General features: G+C 57.4%; 22 protein-coding genes and 1 other RNA gene. 13 read left to right on the top strand and 10 right to left on the bottom strand.

Annotation, left to right across the window (positions count from 1 at the left end; genetic code table 11):
* Positions 1 to 7: 7 nt before the first annotated feature.
* Positions 8 to 1225: an aminotransferase class V-fold PLP-dependent enzyme gene (locus DHN10_RS09605; RefSeq protein ID WP_108815173.1), complete on the bottom strand. Its 1218-nt coding sequence runs from the start codon at positions 1223 to 1225 to the stop codon at positions 8 to 10.
* A 367-nt stretch (positions 1226 to 1592) separates the two neighbouring features.
* Here DHN10_RS09605 and DHN10_RS09600 point away from each other — a divergent pair, with 367 nt between their 5' ends.
* A complete protein-coding gene (locus tag DHN10_RS09600) occupies positions 1593 to 3440 on the top strand; it encodes a BCCT family transporter (RefSeq protein WP_108815075.1) in 1848 nt (615 codons plus the stop codon).
* Positions 3441 to 3511: 71 nt separating this feature from the next.
* On the opposite strand, the gene acuI is transcribed toward DHN10_RS09600, so the two are convergent.
* The 5 genes from acuI to DHN10_RS09575 all read right to left on the bottom strand — a co-directional run bounded on the left by acuI (position 3512) and on the right by DHN10_RS09575 (position 7700).
* A complete protein-coding gene (gene acuI / locus DHN10_RS09595; RefSeq protein WP_108815172.1) occupies positions 3512 to 4495 on the bottom strand; it encodes an acryloyl-CoA reductase in 984 nt (327 codons plus the stop codon).
* Positions 4496 to 4582: 87 nt separating this feature from the next.
* Positions 4583 to 5683: a dimethylsulfoniopropionate demethylase gene (locus DHN10_RS09590; protein WP_108815074.1), complete on the bottom strand. Its 1101-nt coding sequence runs from the start codon at positions 5681 to 5683 to the stop codon at positions 4583 to 4585.
* 5 nt (positions 5684 to 5688) lie between these two features.
* The gene (locus tag DHN10_RS09585) at positions 5689 to 6162 is read right to left on the bottom strand and encodes a DinB family protein (RefSeq protein ID WP_108815073.1); all 474 of its coding nucleotides are present in this window, start codon (positions 6160 to 6162) and stop codon (positions 5689 to 5691) included.
* Between the two features lie 23 nt (positions 6163 to 6185).
* Positions 6186 to 6896, bottom strand: a complete 711-nt coding sequence (locus tag DHN10_RS09580) for a DUF1326 domain-containing protein (RefSeq protein ID WP_108815072.1) — start codon at positions 6894 to 6896, stop codon at positions 6186 to 6188.
* Positions 6897 to 6911: 15 nt separating this feature from the next.
* On the bottom strand, positions 6912 to 7700 hold the full coding sequence (locus DHN10_RS09575) for a DUF2182 domain-containing protein (protein WP_199910657.1): 789 nt from the start codon (positions 7698 to 7700) through the stop codon (positions 6912 to 6914).
* A gap of 55 nt (positions 7701 to 7755) precedes the next feature.
* Between DHN10_RS09575 and DHN10_RS09570 the strand changes: the two genes are divergently transcribed.
* The 9 genes from DHN10_RS09570 (at position 7756) to DHN10_RS09530 (ending at position 14175) form a co-directional block, all read left to right on the top strand.
* Positions 7756 to 8490 carry a FadR/GntR family transcriptional regulator gene (locus DHN10_RS09570; protein ID WP_108815070.1) on the top strand — a complete coding sequence of 245 codons (735 nt, stop codon included), beginning with the start codon at positions 7756 to 7758 and terminating at the stop codon, positions 8488 to 8490.
* An 83-nt stretch (positions 8491 to 8573) separates the two neighbouring features.
* Positions 8574 to 9179: an SCO family protein gene (locus DHN10_RS09565; protein WP_108815069.1), complete on the top strand. Its 606-nt coding sequence runs from the start codon at positions 8574 to 8576 to the stop codon at positions 9177 to 9179.
* A 62-nt stretch (positions 9180 to 9241) separates the two neighbouring features.
* Complete coding sequence (locus tag DHN10_RS09560; RefSeq protein ID WP_108815068.1) at positions 9242 to 9586, top strand: DUF4345 family protein; 345 nt, start codon at positions 9242 to 9244, stop codon at positions 9584 to 9586.
* A gap of 87 nt (positions 9587 to 9673) precedes the next feature.
* On the top strand, positions 9674 to 9946 hold the full coding sequence (locus DHN10_RS09555) for a hypothetical protein (protein ID WP_108815067.1): 273 nt from the start codon (positions 9674 to 9676) through the stop codon (positions 9944 to 9946).
* Between the two features lie 434 nt (positions 9947 to 10380).
* Positions 10381 to 10729: a transfer-messenger RNA gene (ssrA, locus tag DHN10_RS09550) on the top strand.
* A gap of 75 nt (positions 10730 to 10804) precedes the next feature.
* A complete protein-coding gene (locus DHN10_RS09545; protein WP_108815066.1) occupies positions 10805 to 11461 on the top strand; it encodes a DUF1194 domain-containing protein in 657 nt (218 codons plus the stop codon).
* Between the two features lie 112 nt (positions 11462 to 11573).
* On the top strand, positions 11574 to 12371 hold the full coding sequence (locus tag DHN10_RS09540; RefSeq protein ID WP_108815065.1) for a chromate resistance protein ChrB domain-containing protein: 798 nt from the start codon (positions 11574 to 11576) through the stop codon (positions 12369 to 12371).
* Positions 12368 to 13621, top strand: a complete 1254-nt coding sequence (gene chrA / locus DHN10_RS09535) for a chromate efflux transporter (protein ID WP_108815064.1) — start codon at positions 12368 to 12370, stop codon at positions 13619 to 13621. The genes DHN10_RS09540 and chrA overlap by 4 nt, the downstream gene beginning before the upstream one ends.
* A 62-nt stretch (positions 13622 to 13683) precedes the next feature.
* Positions 13684 to 14175, top strand: coding sequence for an SspB family protein (locus DHN10_RS09530; RefSeq protein ID WP_108815063.1), 492 nt, complete (start codon positions 13684 to 13686; stop codon positions 14173 to 14175).
* On the opposite strand, the gene DHN10_RS09525 is transcribed toward DHN10_RS09530, so the two are convergent.
* Entirely contained in the window at positions 14172 to 14954 is a 783-nt protein-coding gene (locus tag DHN10_RS09525) for a hypothetical protein (RefSeq protein WP_108815062.1), read from the bottom strand. The two genes, DHN10_RS09530 and DHN10_RS09525, sit on opposite strands and share 4 nt — an antisense overlap.
* Positions 14955 to 15074: 120 nt before the next feature.
* Between DHN10_RS09525 and fumC the strand changes: the two genes are divergently transcribed.
* Genes fumC through DHN10_RS09510 form a run of 3 tightly spaced genes read left to right on the top strand, consistent with a single transcriptional unit; the run spans position 15075 to position 16851 of the window.
* Complete coding sequence (gene fumC, locus DHN10_RS09520; RefSeq protein ID WP_108815061.1) at positions 15075 to 16466, top strand: class II fumarate hydratase; 1392 nt, start codon at positions 15075 to 15077, stop codon at positions 16464 to 16466.
* Positions 16463 to 16639, top strand: coding sequence for a DUF4169 family protein (locus DHN10_RS09515; protein WP_108815060.1), 177 nt, complete (start codon positions 16463 to 16465; stop codon positions 16637 to 16639). The genes fumC and DHN10_RS09515 overlap by 4 nt, the downstream gene beginning before the upstream one ends.
* Positions 16636 to 16851, top strand: a complete 216-nt coding sequence (locus tag DHN10_RS09510) for a ribbon-helix-helix domain-containing protein (protein ID WP_108815059.1) — start codon at positions 16636 to 16638, stop codon at positions 16849 to 16851. The genes DHN10_RS09515 and DHN10_RS09510 overlap by 4 nt, the downstream gene beginning before the upstream one ends.
* A 2-nt stretch (positions 16852 to 16853) precedes the next feature.
* On the opposite strand, the gene DHN10_RS09505 is transcribed toward DHN10_RS09510, so the two are convergent.
* From DHN10_RS09505 to DHN10_RS09495, 3 genes are all read right to left on the bottom strand, one after another.
* The gene (locus tag DHN10_RS09505; protein WP_108815058.1) at positions 16854 to 17090 is read right to left on the bottom strand and encodes a hypothetical protein; all 237 of its coding nucleotides are present in this window, start codon (positions 17088 to 17090) and stop codon (positions 16854 to 16856) included.
* 218 nt (positions 17091 to 17308) lie between these two features.
* Positions 17309 to 18697 carry a cytochrome P450 gene (locus DHN10_RS09500; protein ID WP_108815057.1) on the bottom strand — a complete coding sequence of 463 codons (1389 nt, stop codon included), beginning with the start codon at positions 18695 to 18697 and terminating at the stop codon, positions 17309 to 17311.
* Positions 18694 to 19968 carry a hypothetical protein gene (locus DHN10_RS09495; protein WP_108815056.1) on the bottom strand — a complete coding sequence of 425 codons (1275 nt, stop codon included), beginning with the start codon at positions 19966 to 19968 and terminating at the stop codon, positions 18694 to 18696. The genes DHN10_RS09500 and DHN10_RS09495 overlap by 4 nt, the downstream gene beginning before the upstream one ends.
* Positions 19969 to 19987: the final 19 nt, after the last annotated feature.

Genomic DNA, 19987 nt, shown 5'->3' with positions numbered 1-19987 from the left:
GGCCTGCTTACAAGACTTGATCTAGCGCGCCCATCAATCCGTCAACGTCTGCTTTGGTTGTGTAGTGGACAAAGCTGACGCGCAGCACGCCCTTGGCAGGGTCGACACCCACCGCAGCCAAGGGGCGTTGGGCATAAAAATCACCACCACCGGCCATGATGCCAAGCGGGGCCAAAGCGGCGGCTGTGGCGTCGGCATTGGTGCTCAAGGCCATCGCAACTGTCGGCGCACGCGTGGACGCGTTGGCAGGGCCGATCAGCCGCACCGAATTCTTGGATGAGACATAATCCAGTAGCGGTTGCAGCAAATCGACCTCATGATCGCGCATCAGATTATGGGATAACCGCGCAGCATCTGCCGCCGACCCGCCACCATGGTGGGCTGACATCGCCTCAAAATAGTCGGCCATCCCCGCGGATGCAGCGACCTGCGCATGATCCGGCCCCGCAGGGGTGAAGCGTTTGTAAAGGATGTCACCATTAAAATGATGCCCCTGATTGGGCAGTTCAAAACCCCACGCCTCGCGGATCACCATGAGGCCCTGATGTGGGCCAAAGGTCTTGTAGGCACTGAACAAATACACGTCACAGCCCAAGGCACCCACATCAGGAAACCCATGCGGGACATAGCTGACACCATCCACGACAGTGCGCGCACCTGCGGATCTGGCCAGTGCAGTGATTGCCGCCACATCATTGATCGCCCCCACCACATTGGAACAATGCGGAAAGCAGACAAGGGCCACGTCCTGTTCTAGCAGTGCTGCCAGATCATCAAGGTGAAGTTCACCCGTGTCAGGGTCAATCTGCCATTCCAGTATCGAAACACCATCCTCTGCCAAACGTCGCCACGGGCCGCTGTTTGCTTCGTGATCCTGATTGGTCACAACAATGCTCTGGCCCGGTTTGATCCATTTGCGCACGGCCTGCGATAGAACGTAAGTGTTCTGTGTGGTCGAAGGCCCAAAGGACAGCTCTTGCGTTTTCACACCCAGCATTTCAGCCAGCCGCGCCTGCGCTTCGTCCATCTCTTCTCCGGCAAGGCGCGATGCCTCAAAGGGGTGATGCGTCTGCACCTTTCGTTCAGTATAGAACCGATACAAACGGTCGATCACCTGACGGCAGGCATAAGACCCGCCTGCATTTTCAAAATGCGCCTGATCTTGCAGCGACGGTTGGTCAAAGGCGGGGAACTGGGCACGCACCCATGCGATATCTAAAGTCATATGCGCATGGGGCCCAAGCACCGCCCAAAGGTCAAGCCAAACTATCACCCATCGATGACCACACGCATGCCTGTGTCGTGGTTAACTTGGCCAAAGAGCAAACCGTGGACATCAAACCCGGCGCAATCATTGCTGAAACGACGGCGCAACAGCAAAGCGATGCTGCAACCGCAGCAAGCGCGCACGCCAATAAGGACTGCGCTGACAGGGCAGAGCGGTCCCGCAAAATGACGTATTCAGTACGCAAAGCGGGCATTTTCGCACATTATTCGGGCATTCTATGGTACCATTGCCCGCAATCAGGTTCGCCAAACCTGATCAAATTGATGGGCGCACATAGATTGCGTCCACAACAGGAGGGAAAAATATGGCCGTTAAACCACCGTTCACAGATGTGGACATCAATACACAAGACAGCGGATTCTACGAAGGGTACTCCCTTCCGATCGCGCTGATCTCCAAGATATCAATGGTCGTTTTGGTGCTATGGGCACTGATCTGGCCGCTAGGCGCCGGCACAGCGCTTTCCAGCTGGAACGCAACGCTGCTGAATGGCTTCAACGGCTTTTACGTAATTGCAACGGGCTGCTTTGCCGTCTTTCTGTTTGCTGTGGCTCTCATCCCGTCAACAGGCAAGCGGATCCTCGGGCAACCCGGCGACACGCCCGAGTTCTCGAACTTTTCGTGGTTTGCGATGATGTTCGGTGCCGGTTTGGGTGTTGGTCTGATGACCTTTGCCACCGCAGAGCCTGTGGGCCTTTGGGGCTCTAACCCGCTGACCGTCGCCGGAGACGTCGCACCCAATACCGAAGAAGCCCTTACAGGTGCCTATCGCTATACCTTCGCGCACTACGGGTTTCACGCATGGGCCATCTATGTGGTGACTGGTTTGTCGCTGGCCTATTACGCCTATACACGCGGCATGCCGCTCACGATCCGTTCGGCCCTGACACCACTGATCGGCAAATGGGCAAACAGCCCGCTGGGTCACCTGATTGACGTTCTGGGTGTTGTCGCAACGATCCTTGGTGTGTCTGTGACGATCGGCTTTGGTGTCGCCCAGTTTGTTGACGGTGTGTACTCTGTCACTGGAATGGCATGGCTACAGGATACATCTGGTGATGCCCCTGCCCCATCGACCATCGGTCTGCTGGTGGCGCTCTTTATCATCATGTCGCTGTCGATCATCTCGGCTGTGTCGGGCGTTGGGCGCGGGGTAAAATACCTGTCGAACCTCAACCTTGTGCTTTCGGTGATCTTGCTCCTGACATTCGTGATCTTTGGCAGCTTCCTGTTTGCCATGACCACCTATGCAACCGCTTTCGCCGATTATGTCTTCAACTTCCTGTCGCTTAGCTTTGGGGCGCATTCGACACAAGACATGGCGACCTTCACGGCAGCCTTGCCAGAAGCGGCAGCCGCGCTGTCCGCTGAGGACCTTTCGGCGCTTTATGCATCTGCAAGCGGCAACCCTTGGGGCTCATTCGCGAGCTTCAGTGAAGGCGCACCTGCTGCGGCACAAGGGCTGGGCGAGGAGACACTTACCGCCATTTATGCAGCTGGCACCGAAGGGCGTCTGTTTGCATGGCAGGCCGGTTGGACCACTTTCTACTGGGCCTGGTGGATCGCGTTTTCGCCCTTTGTTGGTTTGTTCCTTGCGCGCATCTCGCGCGGGCGCACTGTACGTGAATTCGTACTGGGCGCTGTCATCGCACCAAGTCTGGTGTGCTGGGCATGGATGACCATCCTGGGTGGCACAGCGATTGATCTGGAACTCTCCGGTGCGGCTGATGGGGCCATCATCGCAGCGTCCAACTCTGCCAAGCTCTTTGTGACCATGGAGGCCATGCTGCCAGATGCACTCTATGGCATTCTGGTTGTGATGTGCGTGATCCTGATCATGACGTTCCTTGTGACATCCGCTGACTCCGGCATTCTGGTGATGAACACCATCATGTCAGGCGGGGCCGAAGAAACCGGCGTGTTCCACCGCATAATCTGGGGTGTGATCATGATGCTGCTGATCGGTACGTTGCTTGTCGCAGGTGGCGGCGGTCTGTCGGCCTTGCAAAACGCGATGATCATTGGGGCGCTGCCCTTCTGTATCATCATGGTGGGCATGATGCTTTCACTGGCCAAGGCGATGTGGAACGATCACCGCCGCGACAAGGCTGGTGTTGCGGTTGATACCAGTCAGGCACAACCGGCTGAGTGATCCTTGCCACAAACAAAAAGAAAGGGGCGCCCGGTTCGGGCGCCCCTTTTTCGTTATCCGTTGGGCTGGGATCAGCCGTTTACATCAACAACCACGCGGCCCTTCACCTGACCTTTCAGAATACCACGCCCCAGATCAGGCAGATCGGACAGGGTCGCTGGCTGGATCATCGCCTCTAGCTTGTCCATCGGCAGATCTTTGGCGATCCGTTCCCATGCACGCAGACGGTTCTGATACGGCTGCATCACGCTGTCGATGCCTAGCAGGTTCACACCGCGCAGCAGGAACGGAATGACAGTTGCAGGCAGACCGGCACCACCGGCCAAACCTACCGCTGAGACGGACGCCCCATACTGCATCTGCCCCAGCACCCGCGCCAGCATGTCGCCGCCAACAGCATCAACACAGCCGCCCCATGTTTCGGCCTCAAGCGGGCGCTTGGTGGTCTCATTGATCTCTTCACGTGGCACAATCTGGGTCGCCCCCAGCGATGTCAGATAGTCCGCCGTTTCAGGGCGTCCTGTCACAGCGGCAACCTCATGACCCAGATTGGCCAGAATCGCCGTCGCAACGGACCCCACACCGCCAGCCGCACCGGTGACCAGCACAGGACCATCCTTGATGCCGTGATCCTCTAGGGCCATCACCGCCAGCATCGCCGTGAAACCTGCCGTACCCACAGCCATCGCCTGACGGGTATCCAGACCGCTGGGCAGCGGCACCAGCCAATCGGCCTTGACCCGCGCCTTTTGGGCATACCCACCCCAATGGGCCTCGCCCACGCGCCACCCGGTCAGAACAACCTTGTCTCCGGGCTTGTAACGATCATCATCTGAGGTCTCGACCGTGCCTGCAAAATCAATCCCCGGCACATGCGGATAATTACGGACCAGACCACCACCCGGCCCAATGCAAAGACCATCCTTGTAGTTCACCGTCGAATAATCGACGGCAACGGTCACATCGCCTGCTGGCAATTGATCAAGGCTGATCTCTTGCACGGCGGCGCTGGTCTTGCCCTCGTCGTTCTTATCGACCACCAAAGCGTTAAACATCTTCATTCCTCTCCGTCCGGGCGCCGGGCCCATCTTTTTCTTCGTCCAATCAGACTTCCGTCGGAGTCTCCGACGGCGCATCACGCGCTATAGCCAGAAGTCCTCGTTTACCGTCACATCACGCGGCCCATCGGGTGTGTCCACCTGCAAAACTGTGCCCTCATCCCAATGGGTCATACGCACCATGCCAATGGCCACATTGGTCTTGAAATCCGGTGATTTCGCGGCAGATGTGATCTGCCCCACCCGCTTGCCCTTGGCCATCAGCGGCCAGGCGGCATCGCAAGGGGGAATGTCACCATCAATCGAGATCGCCCGGATCTGCTGGGTCGGCCCTTCTTTGGCCACCCGCAACAGCGCATCACGTCCCACACAGCCAATGGCCGTTTGCGTTGAGCAAAACCGGCCCAATCCACATTCATGCGGTGTGTTCTCGCGGGTCATGTCATTGCCATAAGACAGCAAACCGCCCTCGATCCGTTCAATCAGGTTGGGGCAACCGGCATAAACGTCAAGGTCCCTGCCCGCCTCCATCAGCGCATTCCACAGCGGCATCCCGTTCTTGGTGCCATCGACGTAAATCTCAAACCCGCCCTGCTTGGAATAGCCCGAGCGGGCGACGGCCATGCTGACACCGTCAAAATCAAACCAGCCAAAGCGGAAGAACTTGATCGCACGGACCGCATCCCCAAAGACCCGCGCCATCAGATCATCGGCCAAAGGCCCCTGCACGGCCAAAGGCGAGATGTCGGGCTCATCCACCAGCACATCAAGCCGGTACCCATAGGCAAGCCCTTTGACCCAGAACAGCAAATCACTGTCGGCGATCGAAATCCACCAGCGGTCCTCGGACAGCTTCAGCGCCACCGGGTCATTCAGCATTCCGCCGGTTTCATCAACAATCGGCACATAGAAACACTGCCCCGGCATCATCCCGCGCAGGTCGCGGGGCGTCAGCATTTGCATCAGTCGGGCGGAATCTGGGCCGCGCAGTTCCACTTGCCGTTCAACAGCAACATCCCAGACCTGCACAGCGGACTTTAGATGGTGATAGTCCTCTTCCACACTGCGAAACACAGTTGGCAAAAGCATATGGTTATAAACGGTATAGCCCTTCACCCCGGCAGCTTCGACGCCAGGGGTAAAGGGGGTGCGCCGGATGCGGCGCGAAGGTGCAATGACGGCCATGGGCGTTACTCCGGCATGAATGGCAGATCAGTGTCGTTGGGTTTCAAACCCAACGCCGTCAGCATGGCATGAACCTGCCCGCGGTGATGAGTCTGATGATTGAACAACTGCATAACGCAAAGCGCCTTGGGTCTTGTGATTTCGCGACCCGCCATGTCCGAGTACCACGTCAGATCGCCCACCAGATCAACGGCACTGACACTTTGCGCCCATAGCGTAACGCGCGCATCCATGCGAAACCTCTCTGCCGCCCAAACGGCAGGCGTCGGGGTAATCTCGCGGTGGTCCTTGGCAGGCACAGCAGGCCCTTGACCGCCATCGAAACGGCTGATCCAGATCGTGTCACCCCACAGCAGATGGTTCAGCGTCGCAAAAATAGACCCGAAAAATGCGCCACGGTCTTCGATCAGGTCTGCGACGCTCATTACGCCAACCATCTTGCGCAACCCATCATTCTGCCACGCATTATAGCGTGCCATGGTCTGGCAATACGCGGGGCTGATCACGGCTTGGGGCCCTTCCAGTCGATCGCGCAGACCTCTGCCGATTTACCGCCAAAGTCCCAGACACGGCCATAGTCGCGGACCTTGGACCGTGTCCCAGTGGCCGCGATGATATCGGGGCCCATCCAGTATTTGGAATTTGAGATCATCACCGGATGATCGGGGCTCGCGCCCTTCATCAGCTCAATCTCTCCTTGGATTTTGCGACCAATGTAGATACCGCGCTTGCTGCCTTCGCGCACAATCTCGACTTTCTCGCGCTCGGCCCCGATGATCTCGGAGACCAGCATGGTGAACAGGCCTGTTGTGCCCCCCGCAGCGCCGCTGAAAATCTTCAGAATGCCATTATAGGCTTTCTGGGTAGAGCGTTCATCCACATAGGCCGCAACCTTCCAGTTGCCCTCGGCCATGCGGCCCGGAATATCGACCAGCAGACCCACGTTCAGACCTGACAGGTCCTCGCCCTCAAAATGCCCTTCATCAATGGCAATCGCCATCCACGCATGGCAGTGCCCTTCCGTCGGAGGGTGCGCGCCGAGGCTCACGACGCAAGGGCAAAACACTGTGCAAGAGCAGTTCAGGAACAGCTCTCCCTTGATCGCCCATTCGGTGGGCTTCATCTTGCGACGCAGCGGATTGCTTTCCATCCGCTGGTCAATGCGTTGCGAGATCGGCAACCTGTCAGCGGGTGCGCGTTCTTTTTCAGCCATATCTCGTCCCTTTCGTTAGAAAAATGCCAGCACGATGCCTGCGCCGATCAGCACAACACCGGTAGGCTTGATAATACGATGCCCGATGTCGGGCAGTTTCTCAAAGACCATCAGCAACGTCGCTAGGCCCATCCAGGCCAGGCTCATCACGCCGCCAACAAAACCCAAGGCCATGAAGCCCCAACAACAGACCACACAAAAAGCGCCCAACCCAAGGCCCATGCGCAGACCACCACCAAAACCAGTTTTCCAATGGCCTAGGAAGTAATTCATCGGCGCATGACAGACACCATGGCAGACCTCTTTGGCGCGGGTGAACTGAAACGCCCCAACCACCACAAGCAGTGTGGCCGACAACCACGTTGGTGCAATCCCCAGCATATCTATCACGCCGCCAAACAGCAGGATCAATTGGACACCTGTAATGACGGCAGCAAAGGCGACCCAGACGATGAAATACCCCAGCAATACGCCCAGCCACCCGGCCCGCGTGCCGTCGGCACTGACCATCAAACTTTCATAGGTTGTCAGCGTTGGCACCATTGTGGGCAACATCATCGCAGCCATCATAATGGCCCACATCGCAAACAGCGGACCAAACCGCGCCATGGGCATATCCATCGGCATGCGTGGATCCATTGCCGCCATCGCCTGCCCCATCGGCCCCGGACGGCCCAACAGGTCAAGATCCATATCCATTGCCATGACATACATGATCCACCAAGCAACAAGGATCGCTCCAAAGAACGACAGCCATAGCGTTGATCGGATCAGATGTGGCACGAACGTCCTCCTACGATGCATTATTTGCGACTCAAGACTTGCCTAATCATATGTCAGACGTTTAATTGTCTGACAAATGAAAATTGATCCCTCCAGCTCTGCCGATCTTTCGGCCCAGATCGCCAAAGCGATCCGCGATGCCATCATATCGGGGGCCTTGCCCGTCGACGAACGCCTGCCGTCCGAGGCAGAATTGGCCGAACAATTCGACGTCTCGCGCCCCACCGTGCGCGAGGCATTGAAGCGGCTTGCCGCCCAATCGCTGATCCGGACGCAGCGTGGGGCCACTGGCGGGGCCTTTGTTAACCGACTGAAATTCGAAGATGCCTATGGGCAGCAAATCACGACCTCGACTTTGCTGCTATCCATGAATGCGGTCAGCTTTGCCACAGCCTGCGAAGCGCGTTACGCACTCGAACGTGCCTGCGCGCCACTGTCGGCCCAGCGGCGCAGTGCAGATCATCTTGCCACCATGCGCGCCGAGGCGCATCGGCAATCACAACCGGGCCTGACGGACGAGGCCTTTTGCGCCTCTGACGTAGCCTTTCACCGTGCGTTGGTGGATGCAGCAGACAACCCGGTTTTGTCCTATCAACTGGCAGGCGCGGTTGAAGCGATGCAGCCGCTGATGAACATGATCACCTTCTCAGCGCGCTCGCGCGAGAAAATCATCGGTTTGCACCAGATGATCGCCGACGCGATTGAAGCGCAGGACGCCGGTGCCGCCGACGCGAACCTCGCAGCACTTGCCACCTATACGCAAGAGCTCGCGCAGGGTGTGATTGCCGCACGAGACAAGGCCGCACGGTAGCGGCAATCGGTCACGCATCTTTGCGTTGCAGCCCGCCGCGATCGGCATAAAGTGCGCCCAAATCGAATAAACAGGAGCAGGTTATGAAAGCCGTCATCTTTGGGACAACCACCCTCGCCGTGGCCGCCGCATTAGGGCTCTATGTCTGGCAGTCACAAAACGCGTCATACGATCCCTGCGGCAACACCGCCGTTGCAGGCAGCACGATTGGTGGACCATTTGAACTGGTCTCGGAAACCGGGGAAACTGTCACCGACACTGATGTCATCACCAAACCGACGCTGGTCTACTTTGGCTACACCTTCTGCCCTGATGTGTGCCCCATCGACAGTGCACGCAACGCCTATGCCGCAGAACTGCTGGCCGAAGACGGGTTGGACATTGGCACGGTCTTTATCTCGATTGATCCCCAGCGAGACACGATTGAGGTCGTGCGCGATTATACCGACAACTTTCACGACGACATGATCGGACTGACGGGCACGCCGGAACAAGTGAAAGCGGCCTCGCAGGCCTACAAAACCTACTACCGCGCGCAGGACGATGATCCAGAGTATTATCTGGTCGATCATTCCACCCAGACCTATCTGATGTTCCCTGAAACGGGCTTGGCGACGTTCTTCAAACGCGAATCCACCGCCGAGGAAGTTGCAAGTATTTCAGCCTGTTTCATGGAACAACTCAGCTAAGCGCACTTGATCCTGCCGCCCGTTGGGCCACATTGCCATGCACCACATAAGAGGCGGCAGTCATGGACATCATCAACATCATCTTTGCAGTGCTCAGCATCGGGCTGGGCTGCTTTGGCTGGCTGGCGCCACGCTATACGCTGGGCGCGCTTGACCTGACCATGGGCGACACCACGATGGGCATGTCAGAAATCCGTGCATCGGTCGGTTGTCTGTTCGTGGGCATGGGGATCGGCGCGCTGATCCTTGGCTCAGCCGAGGCATATGTGATGCTGGGGTTCTGCTGGTGTGGTGCCGCCGCCGGGCGACTGACCTCGGTGATCATTGATGGCGCGAGCCGCAAGAAATGGATCTACTTTTGGGTAGAGGCCGTCGTGGGCGTGCCTGCAATCTGGCTCAACCTCTGAACCAGACCACCGATGATCTTAGGTTCACCAGCAGGAAACGGACACTGCGATCTCAGAAGCGCTGCGACAGCTTAGAAAGGGCAAGCAATGAAGCCAATCAAACTACAGGTCGTTTCAGATAGAGGTGTCGAAGCGACGATATCATCCGATGGCAGCCAAGCCGGTGTAGAAGACTATTACGCCGTTGTTTCTGTTGAAGGCTTTGTCGAAGAAAAGCGCGTTTACGGCATTGATCCCATTCAGTCGTTCTCTCTAGGCTTAGGATTGATCGAACAACTCACAGAGACAATGCGCATCGGAGCCGATGATGAGGAGCCGGTGCCGGGCGCTTCATGGCGCATTGAGGTGGTCGAAGAGTAAACCCGCAGGCTTTTTACCCCTGCGATATCTGACGTCTCCGGGCTATTACGCCCTGCCCAGTCAGCGGAGTTAATAGCACTTCAGCTCTGCACAACCGGTGACATTGCCACTTGGTTGCAACACTGAATGCTGTGGACACAGTGTCTGTACACAGACCACAGAATTCATGCATCTCGTTTGCCTTTTGACCCAAATCGCCAAAGGTCCCAACTACGGTGAGAGTTAGCTCGCACGCCCAATTGCCCATCGTCTCTTTTCTAAGCAGACAGGAAAAGGCCAATGACGCGACGCTTATGGAAACCGGATGTCCACCCAAAGCACAGAGGCATGCGCTGTCACCGTGTGAAACTGGGACTGCACGAAGAAGCGCGCCGCGCGCTAAAGCTGCGACGACCTGTCCTGAGTGGTGCGCCGCCCGCGCTTGAGATGTGCTAGCCCTTGCGCGCGCCTTCGCGCTTGCCTATCTATAAGAAGTTCTTCGGGACTATGGACATAAACGCGCTCGTAATAAGCGGATCGGACCCGGGGGCGGTACCCGGCGTCTCCACCAAACACCCTTCATTTGAGGGCTATGGGGACGAAATAGGATCGACGAACGTCTAAAGGGGTTTGCTTTGTCTCGGTGAGATACCACCGTTATCGGTTCAAATTGTATAGTTGCAAATGACAACAATGCACCGATGGCAGTCGCAGCGTAAGCTGTGCCTAATATCGAAACTTAACTCCTTGGGTTTTGCGACCTAGGGCGGGGTTCGCAGGTACCTGGCAACAGAAACCTGCACTTACCCCACCTTTTGACGCGCCCGGCCAAAGCCATTGTGACTTGCAATGCGCGGTCACTCTGCGCACCATAAACCGATGAGATTTCTACGGTTTGCCTGTGCCGCCATGCTGTCCGCGGCCCCGATTGTTGCTGAGGCCTGTGACACGGCGCTGATACTGACAATTGATGTGTCCAATTCCATTGATTCCGCTGAATACCGCCTGCAAACAGACGGCCTGGCTGACGCCCTGCAAGACCCTGAAATCATAGACACAATGGTTTCGGGCGGCACAACGGTTGCCGTGGTGCAATGGTCCGGGGCAGACAGGCAGACTGTCTCGATCCCATGGACGCAAGTGCGCACGGCGCTGGATGTTCAATCGCTGTCTGATCAGGCCCGTCTGATGCCCCGCGCCTTTGTGCTGTCCGATACCGCCCCGGCCGAGGCGATTTATTTTTCATTGAAACTTTTTGATCAGGTCCCAAATTGTGCGCGCCGTGTGATCGATGTCTCTGGCGATGGTACGCCAAATGGCGGCACTGACGTGCGCGCGGCGCGCAATTCAGCCGAGCGTGCCGGTGTGACCATCAACGGGATTGCGATTGAATCGATGGGATTGGCCATCACCAATTTCTATCGGGGGGCCGTGATCACCCGGAACGGCTTTGTCATGACCGCCCGCACCCACCGCGAATACCCCCGGACGATCCGTGCCAAGATCCTGCGCGAGATTAGCCGGATTGTTGGGTAGACTTGACTGCATTCTCCTGATCTCGCATCAATGGCGCATGGGGTCCGCGAACGCCCCGTGAGGCCCCGGCCAAAGCGTCGCATCCACTGACCACTTCAGAAAGGATGCACCTATGGCTGCTTTCAACGAAATCTCACCCTCCCAACTGATGCGGCTGATTGGCACGGTTGACTGTCCTGCCATCATTGACGTCTGTGTTGCCGAAGACTTTGCCGAAGACCCGCATTTAGTGCCTTCGGCGTTTCGGCATTCGCACCGCGATATCGACGGATTGCTGGCACGGCTTGCCGGTCAGCAATGCGTTGTTGTCTGCCAGAAAGGCCTGAAACTCTCGCATGGTGTTGCGGCCTTGTTGCGCAGCCATGGTATTCCCGCGCAGGTGCTTTCAGGCGGTAACTATGCGTGGCGCGACGCCGGTTTGCCGCGTGTGCCTGCGGCGGCAATTCCCGGATCGCTTTGGGTGACGCGTCACCGGCCCAAGATCGACCGTATTGCTTGCCCGTGGCTGATCCGGCGCTTTGTCGATCCTGCCGCGCGTTTCATGTTTGTGCCACCCGCGACTGTCGCTGATGTGGCCGTAAAGTTCGACGCCACACCCTTTGATGGTGATCAGGCACCCTGGACCCACGACGGCCCGCTTTGCACCTTTGATGTGATGGTACGCGACTTTGGCCTGCGCCACCCTGCCCTTGATACGCTTGCCACCGTGGTGCGCGCTGCCGATACCGACCAGCATGACTTAGCACCGCAAGCCGCTGGTCTGCTGGCCATTTCGGTTGGGTTGTCGCGCATGTACCGCAATGACCCGGCACAGTTGGAGGCAGGTATGTTGATCTATGACGCGCTATATCGTTGGGCGCGCGATGGACAGGATGAAGGGCATGATTGGCCAACCGGTAGCACGGCATGACCTCTGACCTGATCCGCGTCTTTGGCCGCATCGGGCTTTTGTCTTTCGGCGGCCCGGCGGCACAAATCGCCTTGATGCACAAAGAACTGGTCGAAAAACGCGACTGGCTGACCGAAGCGCAGTTCCTGCGCGCACTGTCATTCTGCATGCTGCTACCGGGGCCGGAGGCGATGCAATTGGCCACTTATGCAGGTTGGAAACGAAAAGGCATCATCGGGGGGCTGATCGGCGGCGGGTTGTTTGTGCTGCCGGGGGCTGCGGTGATCTTTGCGCTGGCGCTGGCATATGGCGCATACGGCAATCTGCCGATCGTGCAGGCGCTGTTTCTGGGCGTCAAAGCCACTGTTGTGATCATCGTGATCGAGGCGTTGCTAAAGATCGCCAGACGGGCGCTGATATCGCAAAAACACATCCTGATCGCCGCCTGCGCATTTGCGGCACTTTTCATCTTCGCGCTGCCCTTCCCATTGGTCATTGCTGTGGCTGCGGTCATTGGTGCTATCGGCGCGACCGATGATGGCACAACTGCCCTCCCCGCATCTGGCAGCTTAGGTGGCAGTCTGCGTATTCTGGTGATCGGGCTTGTGATCTGGGCCGTACCCTTTGTGCCAATCGCGGCCACCGGCAACGGATTTCTGATGGATGTAGGTGTTTTCTTTTCGACCCTTGCGGTGGTCACATTTGGCGGGGCCTACGCGGTACTGGCCTATATGACGCAAGAGGTCGTTGTCGGGTTTGGATGGCTCAGCACGCCACAAATGATGGATGCCTTGGGGTTGGCAGAGACAACGCCGGGGCCGCTGATACTTGTGACCCAATTTGTGGGCATGGTTGCCGGATTGGCCAATGCCGGGCCGGGCATGGCGGTGCTGGCGGGGATGCTGACACTTTGGGTGACGTTTGTGCCTTGTTTTATCTGGATTTTCGCTGGCGCCCCTCTGATTGACTGGCTGGATGGCAGGCCACGGTTGCGGGCCGCGTTGGCGGCAATCACCGCTGCGGTCGTCGGTGTTATTGCAAATCTGTCAGTGTGGTTTGCGCTGCATGTGATCTTTGAGAGGGTCAATCCCGTTGTCATTGGCCCCATCAAGACGGTCCTTCCGGTGTTCAGCACCCTGAACCCACTTGCCTTGGCGTTGGCATGCACTGCCGCCGTTCTGCTGCTTTGGCGGCATTGGTCGCTGCCGCTGGTCCTGCTCATTTCGGCAGCGCTTAGCCTGCTTGCCAGCATTGGATTGGGATTGATGTAATCCGCCCCTTTTCACGCCCAAGGAATCCCCTATGGTAAGGGCGAACCAAGGGGAAAAGCACCGTGACCAGCACCATCGACTATGGAAATCTGATGCACAGCGCTATGCGCAGCCTGATCCAAAAGGTGTTGACGGACGTGCAAAAGGACGGGCTGCCCGGCGCACATCATTTCTTTATCACCTTTGATACAATGCACCCTGATGTCGAGATCGCCGATTGGCTGTCGGACCGGTATCCCGGTGAGATGACCATCGTGGTACAGCATTGGTTTGCCGATCTTGAGGTTACCACTGAGGGCTTTACGATTACGCTGAATTTCGGGGACAATCCTGAAACACTTTATGTGCCCTATGACGCCATCAAGACCTTCGTTGATCCATCTGTTGAATTCGGCCTGCGCTTTGAAACGCAGGACGAAGACGACGAAAACTTGGCCCTAGGCGCGGATGCCGAAGAAGCACCGATGGAAGAAATGGTCGAACCCGAGGACGAAGGCCAAGACGCCCCGAAAGAGGCCGAAGTTGTCAGCCTCGATCAGTTCCGCAAGTCCTAAGCGCCCAGCGACGTATCAAAAAGACGTCCTTTGACCAGCCAAGCAATGCCAAAGGCCCAAAGTGCGACTGCTTCGCCATAAAGAATGACCCTCTGCGAGAAATAGCCGCTGATGGCGTCAATCTGACTGAGCCCCATCACAATCATCGCCGCTGCAATCACTAACGCACATGCCGCATAAATGCGATTGCGCTTGCGTTTCACCACCAGCAACGCCTGCGTGTCGGGGTCACGATCCTGCGCACCGGAGCGGCGAAAAACAATGGCGCAAAAATACAGCATAATGGCAAAAAGCACGAAGGCCGCAATATAGTGAATAGTCCCGACACCGGGAAACAGAATGAACGCCGTCGCAAAGACAACCATCGGCGTTTCAGCGTTGATTGATCCAAACATCCGGGCGGTAAACGCAGCCTCTGTGCAGCCCGGCCCTTCTGTCGGGAAGACCGCCACCAATAGCCCCGCCATGCCTGCGACAATCGCAAGACGACGCACAAAACGCGCCTCGGCCCGGTAGGACGACAAAAGCGTGCCAATAAAAGCCAGCGTCATGACAAAGACCACACCAGCGCGCTGGCTATAAAAATAGTGGCTCAGACTGTCGCGGAAACAGGGCGACGGGGCAAAACGATCCACGATTACCACAGCAGGCGGCAAGAGAATCGCCGTCAGACCGATGATAGAAATCAGAATACGCTGACTGCGCAGCGCTGCATCCTTGTCGGGGCTCACCCAATTGGGATCAAAGGGTTTTTCCTTTTCGGGGTCTAATCCAAGCATTGTAAATCTCCTCTGTTAAAATACCCCTATTTCACCACGCAGTGACCGATCTGTCATCAATTGCCTTCGCCAGCCTGATTGGATATCCCTGCGCACAACCAGCAACGACAGGGTATTCCCATGACCGACACACGCACAGAAACGGACAGCTTTGGCCCTTTGGAGGTTCCCTCTGATCGGTACTGGGGCGCGCAAACGCAGCGCTCGATCATGAATTTCCCCATCGGTTGGGAAAAGCAGCCAGTGGCGATTGTGCGTGGGCTTGGCGTGATCAAACAGGCCTGTGCGATGGCCAACAAAGACCGTGGCAAGCTCGATCCTGCTTTGGCCGACGCGATGATCGCCGCCGCCGCAGAGGTAGTAGCGGGCAAGCTAGATGATCATTTCCCGCTGGTGGTCTGGCAGACCGGATCGGGCACGCAATCGAACATGAACGCCAATGAGGTGATCTCGAACCGTGCAATTGAGATGCTGGGCGGCACAATCGGGTCCAAGGAACCGGTGCACCCCAATGATCACTGTAATATGGGGCAATCGTCGAACGATACGTTCCCGACAGCGATGCATATCGCCGTGGCCACAACCGCGCACAACGTGCTGCTTCCGGGGCTAGAGAAACTGCACAGCGCCTTGGCGCAAAAGACCAAGGATTTCGACGATATCATCAAGATCGGCCGCACCCACACAATGGACGCGACACCGCTGACATTGGGACAGGAATTTTCCGGCTACACCCATCAGGTTTCCATGGGCATGCGCCGTATCAAAGCCGCCCTGCCCGCCATCTATGAGCTGGCCCAAGGCGGCACGGCTGTCGGCACGGGATTGAACACGCCAAAAGGTTGGGGCGAAACGGTTGCGGCCAATATGGCAGAGATCACCGGCCTGCCCTTCGTGACAGCCCCGAACAAATTTGAAGCACTCGCCGCACATGACGCGTTAGTTGAAATGTCAGGCGCGCTCAAAACCGTAGCAGCGAGCCTTTACAAGATAGCGGCTGATATCCGCATGCTGGGTTCCGGGCCCCGTTGTGGTCTGGGCGAGTTGATGTTGCCCGAAAACGAACCCGGATCGTCGATTATGCCCGGCAAGGTGAACCCAACACAGGTTGAAGCGATGACGCAGGTTTGCGCCCATGTCATGGGCAATGATGCGGCTGTCGGGTTCGCTGGATCACAGGGGCATTTTGAGCTGAACGTGATGAAGCCGATGATGGCCTATAACGTGCTGCAATCCATGCAGCTAATCGGCGACGCCTCGGTTACCTTTACCGATAACTGCGTGACCGGCATTCAGGCGGACCGTACGCGGATCGAAAAACTGATGCGGGAATCGCTGATGCTGGTGACGGCACTTGCCCCCACAATCGGTTATGACAACGCCACAACCGTTGCTAAGACCGCGCATAAAAACGGCACCACCCTCAAGGAAGAGGCGATCAAGCTGGGGTTTGTGGACGAAGCGACATTCGACAAAGTCGTGCGCCCAGAGGATATGATCGGCCCGAAATGAAGCCGGTCAACCTTAACAAGGCACGCAAGGTGAAAACCCGCGCCGACGCAAAGGCCAAGGCGGACGAAAACGCCGTCCGCTTTGGCCGCAGCAAGGCCCAGCAGGTGCTAGAGGCATCGCAAGCCGAGCAGGCAAGCAAGCGTCTGTCACAACTCAGGTTTGAAGACGAATGACCCACCGTCGCCCTGTCAAACGCTCGCTCACGCTGCGCGGCCACCGCACAAGCGTGTCACTGGAAGATATATTCTGGGATGAGTTCCGCCGGATCGCGGAAGCGGACGCAAAAACCATCAATGGGCTGGCCGCAGAAATAGACGAGACGCGCGGCGATATTGGCCTCGCGTCTGCAATCAGGGTTTACGTTCTGGAACGCGCCTTGGGCTGAAGTCAGTCTTTGGCGTAAAGTGCGCCGCGCAGTGATGACAGCCGGTCACGCTCGCGCGTTTCAGAGGCATTCATCTTGGCAGGCTTGACCGCTTTCGGCTTTGGCGTGGATTTGTCGAAAAGACGCGCCAATTGCTCACCTTCAAGCGGTGCCTTCGTCTTGGTGATATTCAGATCAAGCGCCTTCTTCTTGCGCCCAAATAGTCCACCACGAGAAGATCCTGGAAGAGAGATTGTCATGGAGACCCCCGGTTTACTGACAAAAAATAACTAACATAACACTGCCACATTTGTGTCATGAAAAGATGAACAGCACAATTATGTGACAGGTCAAATCTAACTCAAACCGCAGAGGTTTTCACCTTAAGTAATTGAAATTGAATGATTTCTAAAATTTCATCGCATGAGTGGAAGATCGCCGACGCGTTTCGGACTAGACTGCGATAAGTACGATTATCCTATTCTGTCTCCGGTTTGGAAACAAGGACGCCATTCCGCGACCCGATTCGCAAAATGATTCCCTGACGCGCGCGGACCGTCAAATGCGCAACCGGCACCGGCACCTGCCCATCAACCGGGGAAAATCGGTAGGCCCGCAGCAAACCGGCCAGAACCACCACACCTTCGATCATGGCAAACCCTGCCCCGGTGCAAACACGCGGCCCGGCAGAAAACGGCATATAGGCCGTCCTTGCGCTGAGCGTGCCTGCATCAGTGTCCCATCGGGCGGGATCGAATGCATCTGGGTTCTCCCACAACCGGGTGTGCCGGTGTTGATGCCATGGCGATAGAACGATTTGCGCGCCACGTTTGATCTGGCGCTTGCGAAAGACCGTCTCTGCCTGTGCTTCGCGCACCATCATCGGGACCGGGGGATACAGACGTAGCGTCTCGCGGAACACATCGCGGGTTTGCTTGAGCTGCGACAGCTCAGAAAATTGCCCCGAGAACACCGCCGCCTCTGCCGCCAGCAGATCCTGCCAGTCTGGGTTAGTCGCCACTAGGTACAATGCCCATGCGATGGCTGACGCACTGGTTTCATGTCCGGCTAAAAAGAAGATCGCGACCTGATCGACCATCTCATCACGGGTGAATGTCTGGCCGGTGTCAGGATCGGCCGTGGTCAGTATCTTCGTGGCCAGATCATCGGGCGCCTCACCAGAGGCAATCAGGGCCAACCGCTGTTCCACCAACTGCGTGATCAACCGGCGAAGGTGCCGCGCTGTCTGCCGCGTCTCGCGTTTGAAGAACCGGGGCATCCAAGACGGCCCCCTGACAAATGCTGCAAGGTTCACGATTGGCTGGCTGCGTTGGTAATCGCGAAAGGCGGAAAAGACTTCTTGCGCTGTTTCATCCTCAATCGGGATCGAAAACAACGTGCGAAAGATCACGTCAGCGGCGATATGGCTGGTAAGCGCCTCGATTTCCTGCGGCGTATCGTTTGCCACGTGGGCAAGACGCGCCACCCCGGCCTCAGTCGCCGCGAGAATACCGGGAAACGTGTCGCGCAACCGCCCGCCTTCAAAGGCCGGATCAATGATCCGCCTTTGGCGTTTCCACAGCTCTCCGTTGGTCAGGAACACGCTGTTTCCCAGCAAGGGTCGCAACCCGGCCCCTATCCGGTCAGATTTTGGATAGGCATCAGGATTGTCCCGCAGCACCTCTTTGACCAGAACCGGATCATTCACCAGATAACTGCGAAAGAAAGGGGTCCGAAACTCGGCCATCCATGCGCGGTACAGTTTGGCTGGCTGCGCTGACAGGATATCCTGCCGGAACAGCCGCAGATACCGCCATAGCGACACCTTCTCTGGCCGGGAGGGCGGCTTGGGGGGCAGCGCTGTCATGGTAGCATGGACGTGTATTTCGACACCGGTGTGTCGATGCGGGATTTTGAGGGTTTGCGCCCACGATACCGTTCGCCCAGAAACATCGGCCCTGCCGTGATCTGAAAATAGTCATAGTCCTTGGGCTGATCAAAGGCGCAAAGGTACTGAAAATGCAGCCGGAAGAACCGCCATCGCAGCGCCTTCCACTTTGCCGGTGACAGGCTTTGGGTGAAGGCCGCGGATATGACCAACGGCCAGCGTTTGCCTTCAGGCGCGACGCCGCTGACCCCCACCGGATCACAAAGCGCAAAACAGCAGCCATCGCCGGGGGCAGAGACATCCACCCAGGTGAAATTCTCTTGCGTGGCCAGAAAGGCCAGATCGCGGCGCAACCGGCGCGCGCGTGGCAGGAATGACATCATCGGCACCACATGGCCCAGCGACAAAAAGGCCAACCGCGTGCCATCTGCTGTCACATGCCCGCCACGGATCACATCGGCCAGGATTGACACAGCCAGATGCGCGCCAGAGGAATGGCCCACGATCAGCACTTCGTCCACGTCTTCGGCCAGTGCCGCCGCGATCGTGTCCGAGAATTGCGTCATCCGCGCTGCCAACTCTGGCGGGTCTTCCCCACTTAGACGGGCGGAAAAGGCGTAGTCGTGCATTAGGTAATAGGCAAAGAGGGTGTTGTCCTTGGTCTTAAACCAACGCAGCAACACCACCACACTGGCAAAGAACAACACCCAATAGATGCCCCATGCACCCCATGCGACACTTTCAAAAACCACCCCTTCGGTGAACCCGACAAGCCCCAGTGCGCCCATGATCAACCGATGGGCCAAACCACCAAGACCCGCCCCAACAAGCACTGCGGCGGCAAGCTGCGCCAAAAGCATCACTACTGGATAGAGTGCGGCAATCACTGGCCCTTTGCGCATCCACATCAAACGCCGCAGCGTACCAGTGCGGATGTAGATCCACGCTGTATGGACGAGCTGCCAATAGGTTGCCGGGATCGACTGTGCCATGCTCTCACGCACGATGTCGGACCAAACCAGCATATCGACTTGCGCCAGCGTCGATTGCCCATCAATCCTTGCAGCCACCGACCAGCGAAAACTGTCTGCGGCGGTTTCGGCCTTCACTGCGATCTCATACCCGCTGATTTCGGCCTGTGCGGCGGCCTCTTTGCGATAAAGCTCGCGGTAGCGGCGGGGATGCATAGGGTCATAGCCGGGAATATGAAAAACCCGACGTCTGGTGACCTGTTGATTGGCTGCGTTCATCCCTGCCCCGTGCTGACGT

Source organism: Loktanella sp. Alg231-35, from assembly GCF_900143545.1.
Classification (GTDB): domain Bacteria; phylum Pseudomonadota; class Alphaproteobacteria; order Rhodobacterales; family Rhodobacteraceae; genus Yoonia.
This window is presented reverse-complemented; position numbering and strand designations above follow the sequence as displayed.

Bases quoted from the DNA above. Each gene is read 5' to 3' on its own strand.
- DHN10_RS09510 (WP_108815059.1), top strand. From the start codon at position 16,636: ATGACCCACCGTCGCCCTGTCAAACGCTCGCTCACGCTGCGCGGCCAC.
- DHN10_RS09540 (WP_108815065.1), top strand. From the start codon at position 11,574: ATGGCTGCTTTCAACGAAATCTCACCCTCCCAACTGATGCGGCTGATT.
- DHN10_RS09560 (WP_108815068.1), top strand. From the start codon at position 9,242: ATGGACATCATCAACATCATCTTTGCAGTGCTCAGCATCGGGCTGGGC.
- DHN10_RS09570 (WP_108815070.1), top strand. From the start codon at position 7,756: ATGAAAATTGATCCCTCCAGCTCTGCCGATCTTTCGGCCCAGATCGCC.
- DHN10_RS09600 (WP_108815075.1), top strand. From the start codon at position 1,593: ATGGCCGTTAAACCACCGTTCACAGATGTGGACATCAATACACAAGAC.
- DHN10_RS09545 (WP_108815066.1), top strand. From the start codon at position 10,805: ATGAGATTTCTACGGTTTGCCTGTGCCGCCATGCTGTCCGCGGCCCCG.
- DHN10_RS09580 (WP_108815072.1), bottom strand. From the start codon at position 6,896: ATGGCTGAAAAAGAACGCGCACCCGCTGACAGGTTGCCGATCTCGCAA.
- acuI (WP_108815172.1), bottom strand. From the start codon at position 4,495: ATGTTTAACGCTTTGGTGGTCGATAAGAACGACGAGGGCAAGACCAGC.
- DHN10_RS09495 (WP_108815056.1), bottom strand. From the start codon at position 19,968: ATGAACGCAGCCAATCAACAGGTCACCAGACGTCGGGTTTTTCATATT.
- DHN10_RS09590 (WP_108815074.1), bottom strand. From the start codon at position 5,683: ATGGCCGTCATTGCACCTTCGCGCCGCATCCGGCGCACCCCCTTTACC.
- DHN10_RS09500 (WP_108815057.1), bottom strand. From the start codon at position 18,697: ATGACAGCGCTGCCCCCCAAGCCGCCCTCCCGGCCAGAGAAGGTGTCG.
- DHN10_RS09555 (WP_108815067.1), top strand. From the start codon at position 9,674: ATGAAGCCAATCAAACTACAGGTCGTTTCAGATAGAGGTGTCGAAGCG.
- DHN10_RS09585 (WP_108815073.1), bottom strand. From the start codon at position 6,162: ATGGCACGCTATAATGCGTGGCAGAATGATGGGTTGCGCAAGATGGTT.
- chrA (WP_108815064.1), top strand. From the start codon at position 12,368: ATGACCTCTGACCTGATCCGCGTCTTTGGCCGCATCGGGCTTTTGTCT.
- DHN10_RS09605 (WP_108815173.1), bottom strand. From the start codon at position 1,225: ATGACTTTAGATATCGCATGGGTGCGTGCCCAGTTCCCCGCCTTTGAC.
- DHN10_RS09515 (WP_108815060.1), top strand. From the start codon at position 16,463: ATGAAGCCGGTCAACCTTAACAAGGCACGCAAGGTGAAAACCCGCGCC.
- DHN10_RS09505 (WP_108815058.1), bottom strand. From the start codon at position 17,090: ATGACAATCTCTCTTCCAGGATCTTCTCGTGGTGGACTATTTGGGCGC.
- fumC (WP_108815061.1), top strand. From the start codon at position 15,075: ATGACCGACACACGCACAGAAACGGACAGCTTTGGCCCTTTGGAGGTT.
- DHN10_RS09575 (WP_199910657.1), bottom strand. From the start codon at position 7,700: ATGCATCGTAGGAGGACGTTCGTGCCACATCTGATCCGATCAACGCTA.
- DHN10_RS09565 (WP_108815069.1), top strand. From the start codon at position 8,574: ATGAAAGCCGTCATCTTTGGGACAACCACCCTCGCCGTGGCCGCCGCA.
- DHN10_RS09525 (WP_108815062.1), bottom strand. From the start codon at position 14,954: ATGCTTGGATTAGACCCCGAAAAGGAAAAACCCTTTGATCCCAATTGG.